The 12793-nt window shown below is 63.6% G+C and carries 11 protein-coding genes and 1 tRNA gene; 11 read left to right on the top strand and 1 reads right to left on the bottom strand.

All coding sequences use genetic code 11. From position 1 onward, the window contains the following. Positions 1-57 precede the first annotated feature (57 nt). Together ABIB95_RS16530 and ABIB95_RS16525 are read left to right on the top strand one after the other, a co-directional pair. The gene (locus ABIB95_RS16530) at positions 58-756 is read left to right on the top strand and encodes a histidine phosphatase family protein (RefSeq protein ID WP_063982567.1); all 699 of its coding nucleotides are present in this window, start codon (positions 58-60) and stop codon (positions 754-756) included. A gap of 69 nt (positions 757-825) precedes the next feature. Next, complete coding sequence (locus ABIB95_RS16525; protein ID WP_063982568.1) at positions 826-1593, top strand: SDR family NAD(P)-dependent oxidoreductase; 768 nt, start codon at positions 826-828, stop codon at positions 1591-1593. Positions 1594-1743: 150 nt separating this feature from the next. On the opposite strand, the gene ABIB95_RS16520 is transcribed toward ABIB95_RS16525, so the two are convergent. Beyond that, positions 1744-2967, bottom strand: a complete 1224-nt coding sequence (locus ABIB95_RS16520) for a serine hydrolase domain-containing protein (RefSeq protein ID WP_354240595.1) — start codon at positions 2965-2967, stop codon at positions 1744-1746. A 152-nt stretch (positions 2968-3119) separates the two neighbouring features. On the opposite strand from ABIB95_RS16520, the gene ABIB95_RS16515 reads away from it, so the two are divergent. From ABIB95_RS16515 to rpoB, 9 genes are all read left to right on the top strand, one after another. After that, positions 3120-3195, top strand: a tRNA-Trp gene (locus ABIB95_RS16515). 345 nt (positions 3196-3540) lie between these two features. Continuing rightward, positions 3541-3732, top strand: coding sequence for a preprotein translocase subunit SecE (gene secE / locus ABIB95_RS16510; RefSeq protein ID WP_007611620.1), 192 nt, complete (start codon positions 3541-3543; stop codon positions 3730-3732). Next, complete coding sequence (gene nusG / locus ABIB95_RS16505) at positions 3732-4289, top strand: transcription termination/antitermination protein NusG (protein ID WP_063982569.1); 558 nt, start codon at positions 3732-3734, stop codon at positions 4287-4289. The genes secE and nusG overlap by 1 nt, the downstream gene beginning before the upstream one ends. Positions 4290-4420: 131 nt before the next feature. Beyond that, positions 4421-4849, top strand: coding sequence for a 50S ribosomal protein L11 (gene rplK / locus ABIB95_RS16500; protein WP_006611824.1), 429 nt, complete (start codon positions 4421-4423; stop codon positions 4847-4849). Positions 4850-4855: 6 nt separating this feature from the next. Beyond that, complete coding sequence (gene rplA / locus ABIB95_RS16495; RefSeq protein WP_014494487.1) at positions 4856-5548, top strand: 50S ribosomal protein L1; 693 nt, start codon at positions 4856-4858, stop codon at positions 5546-5548. Positions 5549-5666: 118 nt separating this feature from the next. Further along, the gene (locus ABIB95_RS16490) at positions 5667-6620 is read left to right on the top strand and encodes a 2-hydroxyacid dehydrogenase (RefSeq protein WP_354240593.1); all 954 of its coding nucleotides are present in this window, start codon (positions 5667-5669) and stop codon (positions 6618-6620) included. Between the two features lie 584 nt (positions 6621-7204). After that, entirely contained in the window at positions 7205-7723 is a 519-nt protein-coding gene (rplJ, locus tag ABIB95_RS16485) for a 50S ribosomal protein L10 (RefSeq protein ID WP_063986291.1), read from the top strand. Between the two features lie 54 nt (positions 7724-7777). Continuing rightward, entirely contained in the window at positions 7778-8155 is a 378-nt protein-coding gene (gene rplL, locus ABIB95_RS16480) for a 50S ribosomal protein L7/L12 (protein ID WP_063982571.1), read from the top strand. A gap of 483 nt (positions 8156-8638) precedes the next feature. Beyond that, on the top strand, positions 8639-12757 hold the full coding sequence (gene rpoB, locus ABIB95_RS16475) for a DNA-directed RNA polymerase subunit beta (protein WP_085405453.1): 4119 nt from the start codon (positions 8639-8641) through the stop codon (positions 12755-12757). The last annotated feature ends 36 nt before the right edge of the window (positions 12758-12793 follow it).

Here is a 12793-nt window from a genome sequence, read left to right as displayed (position 1 = left end):
CTTGAGACACGTTCACACCTGACGTACAGCGACATCACACGGGATGGAAGAGTTTCGATGACAGGCACAGACAAGCCCAAAGTGGTCACGACGCGGTGGTGGTGGGTCCGTCATGCGCCGGTGCGCAATGACGGCGGCAACATTTACGGCCAGAGCGATCTCGCCTGCGACACCAGCGACACCTACGTGTTCAACGCTGTTGCCAAGGTGCTGCCACGCAAGGCGGTTTGGTATTCGAGCAATCTGATGCGCACCCACCAGACCGCGGAAGCGATCTGGGCGGCCGGCTTCCCAAGGCCCGCATCGATGAAATGGGAAGCAGACCTGGCCGAACAGAATCTCGGACGCTGGCAGGGCATGAACCGCGCCCAGTTCATCGCCAGCCGCCCCGTCGGCTCGAGCTGGTTCGCCGACATCAACGAGCCCGCGCCCGGCGGCGAAAGCTTCATGGATCTCTACAACCGCACGCGCCGCACCGTCGAGCGGATCAACAACGAGGCGGCCGGGCAGGATGTGATCGCGGTCGCGCATGGCGGCACCATCAAGGCGGCGATCGGCCTCGCACTCGACGGCCAGGTAGAGCGGGCCCTGTCGTTCGACATCGACAATGTGTCGATCACGCGGCTCGATTATTTCTCAAGCCCCGAACGCTCGGTCTGGCGACTGCCGATGGTCAACCAGCAGCCGTGGATCGCTGATGACGCGCACGCCGAGATGCATCAGCTGGCGGGGCCGGAAGTCAAGAAGCTCGCCTGATACCGTTGTCCGCGCGCGCGGACACGGCGTAAGCTTCAAGTCAATCAAACCATAATCTGGGAGGAAACCATGACCTTGTTCGACATGAAGGGGAAAGTCGCCGTCATCACCGGCTCGACGCGCGGTATCGGGCTGGCGATCGCCGAGCGCATGGCCGAGCACGGCGCCAAGGTCGTGATCTCCTCGCGCAAGGCCGATGTCTGCGACCAGGTTGCGAAGGGCATCAACGACAAGTTCGGCAACGGCACGGCGGTCGCGATCGCCGCCAACATCTCGTCGAAGGAAAATCTGCAAAACCTCATCGATGAGAGCAACCGCGCCTTCGGCAAGATCGACGTGCTGGTCTGCAACGCCGCGTCGAACCCGTATTACGGCCCGCTCGCCGGCATCTCCGACGATCAGTTCCGGAAGATCCTCGACAACAACATCGTCGCCAACAACTGGCTGATCTCGATGGTGGTGCCGCAGATGATCGAGCGCAAGGACGGCTCGGTGATCATCGTCTCCTCGATCGGCGGCCTGAAGGGCTCGACCATCCTCGGCGCCTACGCGATTTCCAAGGCCGCCGACATGCAGCTCGCGCGCAACCTCGCCTGCGAGTACGGCAAGCACAACATCCGCGTGAACTGCATCGCGCCCGGCCTGATCAAGACCGATTTTGCCAAGGCACTGTGGGACAATCCGGAGAATTTGAAGGCCTCGACCTCGCGCTCGCCGCTGCTGCGCATCGGCATCCCCGACGAGATCGCCGGCGCCGCGGTGTTCCTGGGTTCGAAGGCCGGCGACTTCATGACCGGCCAGACCATGGTGATCGACGGCGGCGCGACGATTAGTTGATGGTCTTGTGTCCCGGACGCGGTGCAGCGTGAAACGCTGCTCCGCAGAGCCGGGACCCAGAAGGCGGCGTTCGAGATCGCGGAGGCATGGGCCCCGGCTCTGCGACGCACCGCTACGCGCTGCATCGCGTCCGGTGCACGAGAGCGGACCTCAATCCACCGCCGCGTAAACCAGGTCCCGCACCAGCGTCCGCGTGTGGTCGCGCTGCCCCGGTCCCTGCGACATAAACACGACGAATAGATCCTCCTTCGGGTCGATCCAGAAGAACGTTCCCGCAATGCCGCTCCAGAAATACTGGCCGACGCTGCCGGGGAACGGCGCGATGCCGGCCTCGCGGCGCACGGCGAAGCCGAGGCCGAAGCCGTGGCCCGGCGACAGCAGTGTGCCGTTGGTCACAACGTGCGGTCCGAGGTGATCGGATGCCATCAGCTCCAGCGTCTTGCGGCCGATGATCCTGTTGCCGTCGAGCGTGCCGCCGTTGCGCAGCATCAGCGCGAAGCGGGCATAGTCCATCGTGGTCGAGACCAGGCCGCCGCCGCCGGACTCCATCACTGGCTGCTCGAGCATGTTGAACAGCGCGACCTTGTCGCCGGTCCAGGGATCGGCTTCGAACGGCTGGGCGAGCCGGCCGGCATTGGCTTCGCTGGTGGAGAAGGCGGTTTCAGTCATCTGCAGCGGCGCGAGGATGCGCTCGGTGAGGAACGCGCCGAGCGACTTGCCGCTGACGACCTCGATGATGCGGCCGAGGATGTCGGTGGAGCGGCTGTAGTTGAACTCGTCGCCGGGATGGCAGACCAGCGGGAAGCTTGCCACCAGCGCGGCATGCTCGGCATTGGTGATCTTGCGGCTGCGGACGCGGGACTCCTGGTAGAGCTTGTGCACGGGGCCGTCGCCCTGGTGCTCATAAGTGAGACCAGAGGTGTGGCGGAGCAGGTCCTGCACCGTCATCGGCCGCCGGGGCGGAACCAGTTCCAGCTTGCCGCCGCTGACGACGCCGACCTTCTGGTCCGCGAACTCCGGAATGAACTTGGCGACGGGATCGGCGAGGAGCAAATGGCCATCCTCGACCAGCGTCATGATGCCGACCGAGACGATCGGCTTGGTCATCGAGAAGATCCGGAAGATCGAATCAAGCGCCATCGGCGCGGACCCCGCCGGGTTCTGCTTGCCGAGCGCCTCGAACCAGCCGACCTGGCCGCGCCGGGCCACCAGCACGGTCACGCCGGGAACGGTTCCCTTGTCGATCTCGCGTTTGAAGGCGTCCGACATCGCCTGGAGGCGAGGGCGCGACAGACCCAGCGTTTCCGGCCTGGCCTCGGGCAAAAGCGGGGTTTTCGGCGCGGTGGCGGCTTGGGCGGCGGCTGTGGCAGTCATGTTTACTCCCGGGGGCACATTATTATCGGGAATGAACTCTGGCCCAGAAGGCGCGGCACAAACAAGCGAAGCCAGCGCGCTTCACCCTTGCAAACCAGCCGTCCCCTGTGCTTGAAAGCGCCCCTGATCCGCGTGGCGACGCGAGGGTCCGTAGGAGTGTAGCTCAATTGGTAGAGCACCGGTCTCCAAAACCGGGGGTCGCAGGTTCGAGCCCTGCCACTCCTGCCAGCTAATCCCAGACCATCAGGATCGACAGGCAGGACGGCGGCGGGCCGACAAGCTCGGACCGTGGATCATGCGGACCGGGTAAGCCCTTGATCCGGATCGGCTCCGCTGGCCTCGGCCGCGCGCGTCCCGGCCAGCCCACACCTTGACCTTTGGCCCCATCCGCAGTATCTACCCGGCACTCGCAGCCGGCCCGTTAAACGCGGATTTCCGGCGCGGCTTTGAAATCCCCGAACAATCGAGCCCGGTTTCCCGGCTCATCCTTCGAGACAGAGGGCTGGGCCAACGGCGGCTGTTCGGATCCCTGAAATTCATTCGCGTCTGTCGACGGACGTTGGACATCAAACGATGGCAGTCAGCCCGTTCAAGTTTTTGCAGGAAGTGCGCTCGGAGACCGCCAAGGTCACCTGGCCGACCCGTCGTGAGACCACGATCACCACCATCATGGTGTTCGTGATGGTCGCCGTGGCCTCGATATTCTTCTTCGCCGCCGACCAGATCATCCGTTACCTCATCACCTTCCTTTTGGGCATTCACTGATGGCAACAGCCGCTGCAACCCAATCGACCGACAAGCGCTGGTACATCGTCCACGCCTACTCGAACTTCGAGAAGAAGGTCGCCGAATCGATCCGCGAGCAGGCCAAGCAGCGCGGGCTCGAGGAGCTGTTCGAGCTGGTGCTGGTTCCGACCGAGAAGGTCACGGAAGTGCGCCGCGGCCGCAAGATCGACGCCGAGCGCAAGTTCTTCCCGGGCTACGTGCTGGTGAAGATGAAGCTGACCGACGAGGCGTTCCATCTGATCAAGAACACCCCGAAGGTCACGGGCTTCCTCGGCGCCGAGAACAAGCCGATGCCGATCTCTGAAGCCGAGGCCATGCGCATCCTGCACCAGGTGCAGGAGGGCGTGGAACGGCCGAAGGCGTCGGTGTCGTTCGAGATCGGCGAGAACGTGCGCGTGGCCGATGGCCCGTTCGCCTCGTTCTCGGGTGTGGTCGAGGAAATCGACGAGGCGCGCTCGCGCGTGAAGGTCGCGGTGTCGATCTTCGGTCGCGCCACGCCGGTCGAACTGGAATTCGGTCAGGTCGAGAAGGTCTGATCGGACGAGGCGTGAGGCTTCGGTTTCACGCCAGCAAGAGGCCGTGGGAGGGAGAGGGCGGTTGCCAGCCGCATCCGACCCAGACCACGAACCTGAAACCGCTGGCCCTGCCGGCACAACAGGAGTGATACATGGCAAAGAAAGTGACCGGATACCTGAAGCTTCAGGTCCCGGCCGGTGCGGCGAATCCTTCGCCCCCGATCGGTCCCGCGCTTGGTCAGCGCGGTCTCAACATCATGGAGTTCTGCAAGGCGTTCAACGCCCAGACCCAGAAGGAAGAGAAGAACACCCCGATTCCCGTCGTGATCACGATCTACGCCGATCGTTCGTTCACGTTCGAGATGAAGACGCCCCCGATGTCCTTCTTCCTCAAGCAGGCCGCCAAGATCCAGTCCGGCTCGAAGGCGCCGGGCCGCGACAAGGCCGGCAAGGTGACCAAGGCGCAGGTGCGCGAGATCGCCGAGAAGAAGATGAAGGATCTCAATTGCGATTCCATCGAGTCGGCCATGAAGATGGTCGAGGGCTCTGCCCGTTCGATGGGTCTGGAAGTGGCGGGGTAAGCGGTCATGGCAATCGGAAAGCGTTTGAACAAAGCCCGCGAAGGTGTTGACCGCGAAAAGCTTTACCCGCTCGCGGACGCCATCAAGATGGTCAAGGAACGCGCCAAGGCGAAGTTCGACGAGACCATCGAGGTCGCGATCAATCTCGGCGTCGATCCGCGTCACGCCGACCAGATGGTCCGCGGCGTCGTGACCCTGCCGAACGGCACCGGCCGTACGCTCCGCGTCGGCGTGTTCGCCCGCGGCGCCAAGGCTGACGAAGCCAAGGCTGCTGGTGCCGACGTCGTCGGCGCCGAAGACCTGGTCGAGAAGGTGCAGAATGGCTCGATCGATTTCGACCGCTGCATCGCCACCCCCGACATGATGCCGCTGGTCGGCCGTCTCGGTAAGGTGCTCGGCCCGCGCGGCCTGATGCCGAACCCGAAGATCGGCACCGTGACCATGGACGTCACCGGTGCGGTGAAGGGTGCCAAGGGCGGCTCGGTCGAGTTCCGCGTCGAGAAGGCCGGCATTTTGCAGGCCGGCGTCGGCAAGGCCTCGTTCTCCGAGGAGAAGCTGGTCGAGAACATCAAGGCCCTGGCCGATGCTGTCTCGAAGGCGAAGCCGGCTGGCTCCAAGGGCACCTACATCCAGCGCGTTGCGGTGTCCTCGACGATGGGCCCCGGCGTGAAGGTCGAGCCGGGCACGATTCTCGGCTAAGGCTTGCCTCGGCCGAGGTTTGGAAATTGCATGAGGCGAGGGGCGGAATTGGGCAACCGATTCCGCCCCTCGTCGTTTGTGGCGTTCATCGGAAGCAAGAACCGGGAAACAAGAAAAAATGGCTGACAAGGTCCTGATCTACTCGCGTTTCCCGAAGACGATGATGGCGCGTTTCGCCGAGCGGTTCGAACTGCTCGACACCGGCGGCAAGCCGGCGCGCGAGGTGTTTTCGGCCGATGAGCTCGGTGGCATCCGCGCGATGCTCACCGCCGGCGGCTCGCCGCTCGCCGCAGATGCGATGGACCTGTTCCCAAAACTCGGCGCCATCGTCTGCTACGGCACCGGCTATGACGGCGTCGACCTGAAAGCGGCCGCCGCCCGCAACATCGCGGTCGGCCACAGCCCCGGTGCCAACGCGGCCTCTGTCGCCGACATCGCGATGACCCTGATGCTGGCGACAACGCGGCGGATCCTGGTCGCCGACCAATATGTCCGCAGCGGCGATTGGGCCGGCTCAAAGCAGTCGCCGATGATGCGGCCGCAGGCCGGCATGCCCGGTCGCCGTATCGGCGTCTACGGCATGGGCGAGATCGGCCGCAAGATCGCGGCCCGCTGCGCCGCCTTCGAGAGCGAGGTCGGCTATTTCAGCCGCACCAAATACGATCTGCCCTATCAATATTTCCCGACGCTGGAGGCGCTCGCCGACTGGTGCAGCGTGCTGATGGTCGCGGTCCGGGCAGGGGCCGAGACCCAGCACGTCGTCAACGCCGATATCCTCGGGCGACTCGGGGAGCACGGCTATGTCGTCAACATCTCCCGCGGCTCAGTGATCGACGAGAAGGCCCTGGTCGCGGCCCTGACCGACAGGACCATCGCCGGCGCCGGCCTCGACGTCTTCGATAAGGAACCGCACGCCCCCGACGCGCTGACGGCGCTCCCCAATGTCGTGTTCGCCCCGCATATCGGCGGCCACACCCTCGAATCGCACGTCGCCATGCAGAACTGCGTGCTGGCGAACCTGACGGCGTTCTTCGCGGGCAAGCCGCTGCCATACGGGGTCAAATCGGCCTGAATCGGCCCTTGTCGGGCCGTCTCAAGCCCCGCCGCCAGTCGATTGGAACTGGTGTGAATTTTGCTCTTGGCAAGCGGGCTCCGAGCGGTTAAAGAACCGCTTCCGGACGTGCCGGCCTCGGCTGGCGCGTTCGTGCACGCATTCCGAAAACCCGACAAGACAGGAGATCATTCCTTTTCAGGACGTCCGTGAGGATTTGCCCGAAAAGGAAGGAAAACCCGTCGGTTGGTGGAGTGCGGGCAGGGGTCGGGCGGTTCGCCGGCTGACCTTGTCCTGTCCAAGACTGCAGGCGCCCGCGGGAAATTTCGATTTCTCAACGGCTTAATCGCATGGCCTGCATAGACGGGTGAAGACCGGATTTCACTTCGCGCCCAGCTTTAACGGCTGGCTTGCGAAACGGGTCTGGTTCGGACCTCGACACGCCGTGGGCCTTAAGGGCTCCCGGAGGGCAGGCTTTGAATTGTCGTCTCGCCCGGCGCGTGTCCCAGGGGTTTTGGCCCCGAGGTTCAGGTTTTGGGTGGGGCGATGGGTGCAACCCGGCGGTCCCGCTTCTCGCGATGACCGCCAACCGGAAAGAGCTTGCTGTGGAACGAGCGGCAAAAAAGGAAGCGGTCGAACAGCTCAATGGGGTCTTCAAGACCACGAGCGTCGCGGTCGTTGCTCAATATTCCGGCCTGACCGTTGCCCAGATGCAGAAGCTGCGTATGCAGATGAAGCAGGCTGGCGCCTCGGTGAAGGTCTCGAAGAACCGTCTCGCCAAAATTGCTCTTGAAGGCACTGACGTCGTTGCCATCGGCCCCATGCTGAAGGGACCGACCGTGATCGCCACTTCGAACGATCCGGTAGCGGCGCCGAAGGTCGCCGTCGAATTCGCCAAGACGAACGAAAAGTTCGTCATCATTGGCGGCTCGATGGGAAAGACCGTCCTGAATGTCGACAGCGTGAAGGCACTTGCCTCGCTGCCGTCGCTTGATGAACTGCGCGCCAAGATCGTCGGCCTTCTTGTGGCCCCGGCGACCAAGATCGCTCAGCTCGCCAATGCGCCCGCGGGCAAGCTCGCGCGCGTCATCCAGGCTCATGCCTCAAAGGGCGAAGCGGCCTGACGCCCTTCGCAAAACTCAAACCCGAACCAGACTTACACTTAAGGAAACTGAACAATGGCTGACTTGCAGAAGATCGTTGACGACCTCTCGAGCCTCACCGTGCTCGAAGCTGCCGAACTCGCGAAGCTCCTCGAAGAGAAGTGGGGCGTTTCGGCTGCCGCGGCTGTCGCCGTGGCCGGCCCGGCTGGTGGTGGCGCTGCCGCCGCTCCGGCCGAAGAGAAGACCGAGTTCACGGTCGTTCTCGCCGCCGCCGGCGAGAAGAAGATCGAGGTCATCAAGGAAGTCCGCGCCATCACCGGCCTGGGCCTGAAGGAAGCAAAGGATCTCGTCGAGGGCGCGCCGAAGCCTGTCAAGGAAGGCGTGAACAAGGACGAGGCCGAGAAGCTCAAGGTCCAGCTCGAGAAGGCTGGCGCGAAGGTCGAGCTCAAGTAAGCAACGCTTACTGGCGCGAGATCCCGGGCGAGCATCAGCGAAGCCCGGGGTCTCGGACCACCCATCTAAGGGGTGGGCAATATGCAAAAGGCGTGCGACGGAACATCCCGACGCAGGCCGAACACGAAAAAGTGTTGGGATTTGAAGGTTAACCCCTCGAATCTCGACTATTGTCGCCCCATATCGGTTCGACAGCACGAAAGCGCGGTGGGCAGGGATGCCGGATTCCCTGTAGGCCGTTGGGAGAGCAGGCTATTTCGGGCTTTTGCAGTCCGTGAAGACAATCGTTGTGACGGGCGGGCGTGCCTATGCGCCCCGCGCGTCGTTTTGCGTTTTGAAGGTCTGAAGAACAGATTCAGGACATGACGGTCTGAATCTGGATTTTTGGTCCCCAAAGCGGGTTCGAAAAATTCAACCCGGGGAGCGGTGGCAACCGCGTCCTGGACGGCGCGCCCGGAGCGGGCGACGAAATGAGAGGCCACGATGGCGCAGCAGACATTCACCGGTCGCAAACGCGTTCGCAAGTTCTTCGGACACATCAAGGAAGTCGCCGAGATGCCGAACCTCATCGAGGTTCAGAAGGCGTCCTATGACCAGTTCCTGATGGTCGACGAACCCGTGGGCGGGCGTCTCGACGAGGGCCTGCAGGCGGTGTTCCGCTCGGTGTTCCCGATCTCCGACTTCTCGGGCACCTCGATGCTGGAATTCGTCCGCTACGAGTTCGAACAGCCGAAATATGACGTCGACGAGTGCCGCCAGCGCGGCATGACCTTCGCGGCACCCCTCAAGGTGACGCTGCGCCTCATCGTATTCGATATCGACGAGGAAACCGGCGCGAAGTCGGTGAAGGACATCAAGGAGCAGGACGTCTACATGGGCGACATCCCGCTCATGACGATGAACGGCACCTTCATCGTCAACGGCACCGAGCGCGTCATCGTCTCGCAGATGCACCGTTCGCCCGGCGTGTTCTTCGACCACGACAAGGGCAAGACCCATTCCTCGGGCAAGCTGCTGTTCGCCGCCCGCGTCATCCCGTATCGCGGCTCCTGGCTCGACATCGAGTTCGACGCCAAGGACATCGTCTATGCGCGTATCGACCGTCGCCGCAAGATTCCGGTGACGTCGCTGATGTTCGCGCTCGGCCTCGACGGCGAGGCGATCCTGTCCACGTTCTACAAGAAGATTCTCTACAAGCGGACCAAGGAAGGCTGGCGCGTTCCGTTCGACGCCAACCGTTTCCGCGGCTACTCGACCATCAACGACCTGATCGACGCCGACACCGGCAAGGTCGTGCTCGAGGCCGGCAAGAAGCTCACCGTGCGCGGTGCGCGTCAGATGCAGGAGAAGGGCCTGAAGGCGCTGCGGCTGTCCGATGAGGAGCTCGTCGGCAACTATCTCGCCGAGGACCTCGTCAACCCGAAGACCGGCGAGATCCACGCGGAAGCCGGTGAAGAGATCACCGACAAGTCGATGAAGGCCCTCAACGAGCAGGGCTACAAGGAGCTGCCGCTGCTCGACATCGACCACGTCAATGTCGGCGCCTATATCCGCAACACGCTCTCGGCCGACAAGAACATGACGCGTGAGGACGCGCTGTTCGACATCTACCGCGTGATGCGTCCGGGCGAGCCGCCGACGCTGGATTCGGCGCAGGCGATGTTCCAGTCGCTGTTCTTCGATGCCGAGCGCTACGACCTGTCCGCGGTCGGCCGCGTCAAGATGAACATGCGCCTCGACCTCGATGCGCCCGACACCCAGCGTACGCTGCGCAAGGAAGACATCCTCTCCGTCATCAAGACGCTGGTGGATTTGCGCGACGGCAAGGGCGAGATCGACGACATCGACCATCTCGGCAACCGCCGTGTGCGCTCGGTCGGCGAGCTCATGGAGAACCAGTACCGCATCGGCCTCCTGCGCATGGAGCGCGCGATCAAGGAGCGCATGTCCTCGGTCGACATCGACACGGTCATGCCGCAGGATCTGATCAACGCGAAGCCGGCGGCTGCCGCCGTGCGCGAGTTCTTCGGCTCCTCGCAGCTCTCGCAGTTCATGGACCAGACCAACCCGCTGTCGGAGATCACCCACAAGCGCCGCCTGTCGGCGCTTGGACCGGGCGGTCTGACCCGCGAGCGCGCCGGCTTCGAGGTGCGCGACGTGCATCCGACGCATTACGGCCGCATCTGCCCGATCGAGACGCCGGAAGGTCCGAACATCGGCCTGATCAACTCGCTCGCGACCTTCGCGCGCGTGAACAAGTACGGCTTCGTCGAGACGCCGTACCGCAAGGTCAAGGACGGCCGCGTCACCGACGAGGTCGTGTACCTCTCGGCGATGGAAGAGGGCCGCTACACGGTCGCGCAGGCCAACGTGCCGCTCGACCCGAAGGGCCGCTTCACCGAAGATCTCGTGGTCTGCCGTCACGCCGGCGAAGTCTTGCCGGTGACGCCGGACAAGGTCGACTACATGGACGTGTCGCCGAAGCAGCTCGTTTCGGTCGCCGCGGCGCTGATCCCGTTCCTCGAGAACGACGACGCCAACCGCGCGCTGATGGGCTCGAACATGCAGCGCCAGGCGGTGCCGCTGGTTCGTGCCGAGGCGCCGTTCGTCGGCACCGGCATGGAAGGCGTGGTTGCGCGTGACTCGGGTGCCGCGATCGCGGCGCGCCGGTCGGGCGTGATCGACCAGATCGACGCGACCCGCGTCGTCATCCGCGCCACGGAAGATCTCGATCCGACCAAGTCGGGCGTCGATATCTACCGTCTGATGAAGTACCAGCGCTCCAACCAGTCGACCTGCATCAACCAGCGTCCGCTGGTGAAGGTCGGCGACATCGTCAAGAAGGGCGACATCATCGCCGACGGCCCGTCGACCGATCTCGGTGAGCTCGCGCTGGGGCGGAACGTGCTGGTCGCGTTCATGCCGTGGAACGGCTACAACTTCGAAGACTCGATCCTGCTCTCCGAGCGGATCGTGAAGGAAGACGTCTTCACCTCGATCCACATCGAGGAGTTCGAGGTGATGGCCCGCGACACCAAGCTCGGGCCTGAGGAAATCACCCGCGACATTCCGAACGTCTCGGAAGAAGCGCTGAAGAACCTCGACGAAGCCGGTATCGTCTACATCGGCGCGGAAGTGCGCGCCGGCGACATCCTGGTCGGCAAGATCACGCCGAAGGGCGAAAGCCCGATGACGCCGGAAGAAAAGCTTCTGCGCGCCATCTTCGGCGAAAAGGCCTCCGACGTTCGCGACACCTCGCTGCGTGTTCCTCCGGGCGTGCAGGGCACGATCGTGGAAGTGCGCGTGTTCAACCGTCACGGCGTCGACAAGGACGAGCGTGCGCTGGCGATCGAGCGGGAAGAGATCGAGCGTCTGGCCAAGGACCGCGACGACGAGCAGGCGATCCTGGACCGCAACGTCTACAACCGTCTTGCCGAGCTCCTCGAGGGACGGCAGGGCATTGCGGGCCCGAAGGGCTTCAAGAAGGACACCAAGATCACCCGTGCGGTGCTCGAGGAGTACCCGAAGTCGCAGTGGTGGCTGTTCGCTTCGCCGAACGACAAGCTGATGGCCGAGATCGAGGCCATGCGGAAGCAGTACGACGAGTCGAAGAAGGGGCTGGAACAGCGCTTCCTCGACAAGGTCGAGAAGCTTCAGCGCGGTGACGAATTGCCGCCCGGCGTGATGAAGATGGTCAAGGTCTTCGTCGCGGTGAAGCGCAAGATCCAGCCCGGCGACAAGATGGCCGGCCGTCACGGCAACAAGGGCGTGGTGTCGAAGATCGTGCCGATCGAGGACATGCCGTTCCTCGAAGACGGTACGCATGCCGACATCGTGCTCAATCCGCTCGGCGTGCCCTCGCGCATGAACGTCGGACAGATCCTCGAGACCCATCTCGGCTGGGCTTGCGCCGGCCTCGGCAAGCGTATCGGCCAGACGGTCGATGCCTATCTGTCGAAGCAGGACATCAAGCCGCTGAAGGAAACCTTGAAGAAGGTCTACGGCGAGGACGAGACGATCAAGTCGCTCAACGACAACGAGTTGATCGAGCTCGGTCACAATCTGAGCCGCGGCGTGCCGATCGCGACGCCGGTGTTCGACGGTGCCAAGGAAGCCGACATCGAGGAGATGCTGAAGCTTGCCGGTCTCGACGCTTCGGGTCAGTCGACCGTCTATGACGGCCGTACCGGCGATGCCTTCGATCGTAAGGTGACGGTGGGCTACATCTACATGCTCAAGCTGCACCATCTCGTGGACGACAAGATCCACGCGCGTTCGATCGGTCCGTACTCGCTCGTCACCCAGCAGCCGCTGGGCGGCAAGGCGCAGTTCGGTGGCCAGCGCTTCGGCGAAATGGAAGTGTGGGCGCTCGAGGCTTACGGCGCGGCGTACACGCTCCAGGAGATGCTGACGGTGAAGTCGGACGACGTCGCCGGCCGTACCAAGGTGTACGAGGCGATCGTCCGCGGCGACGACACGTTCGAGGCCGGTATTCCGGAATCGTTCAACGTGCTGGTCAAGGAAATGCGCTCGCTCGGCCTCAACGTCGACCTGCACAACTCCAAGGTGGGACCGGCGCCGACGTCGGAAGCAGCCGAGTAATACGACCTTTCATGCCCGGCCTTCACGGCCGGGCAT

This window comes from Bradyrhizobium sp. LA2.1 (assembly GCF_040547725.1).
In the GTDB taxonomy this organism is placed as follows: domain Bacteria; phylum Pseudomonadota; class Alphaproteobacteria; order Rhizobiales; family Xanthobacteraceae; genus Bradyrhizobium; species Bradyrhizobium barranii.
The sequence above is the reverse complement of the archived record's forward strand: the minus strand, read 5'-3'. Positions and strand labels throughout refer to the sequence as shown.

Excerpts from the sequence above, each read along its gene's own strand:
- ABIB95_RS16530 (WP_063982567.1), top strand. The coding sequence starts at position 58 with ATGACAGGCACAGACAAGCCCAAAGTGGTCACGACGCGGTGGTGGTGG.
- ABIB95_RS16525 (WP_063982568.1), top strand. The coding sequence starts at position 826 with ATGACCTTGTTCGACATGAAGGGGAAAGTCGCCGTCATCACCGGCTCG.
- ABIB95_RS16520 (WP_354240595.1), bottom strand. The coding sequence starts at position 2,967 with ATGACTGCCACAGCCGCCGCCCAAGCCGCCACCGCGCCGAAAACCCCG.
- secE (WP_007611620.1), top strand. The coding sequence starts at position 3,541 with ATGGCAGTCAGCCCGTTCAAGTTTTTGCAGGAAGTGCGCTCGGAGACC.
- nusG (WP_063982569.1), top strand. The coding sequence starts at position 3,732 with ATGGCAACAGCCGCTGCAACCCAATCGACCGACAAGCGCTGGTACATC.
- rplK (WP_006611824.1), top strand. The coding sequence starts at position 4,421 with ATGGCAAAGAAAGTGACCGGATACCTGAAGCTTCAGGTCCCGGCCGGT.
- rplA (WP_014494487.1), top strand. The coding sequence starts at position 4,856 with ATGGCAATCGGAAAGCGTTTGAACAAAGCCCGCGAAGGTGTTGACCGC.
- ABIB95_RS16490 (WP_354240593.1), top strand. The coding sequence starts at position 5,667 with ATGGCTGACAAGGTCCTGATCTACTCGCGTTTCCCGAAGACGATGATG.
- rplL (WP_063982571.1), top strand. The coding sequence starts at position 7,778 with ATGGCTGACTTGCAGAAGATCGTTGACGACCTCTCGAGCCTCACCGTG.
- rpoB (WP_085405453.1), top strand. The coding sequence starts at position 8,639 with ATGGCGCAGCAGACATTCACCGGTCGCAAACGCGTTCGCAAGTTCTTC.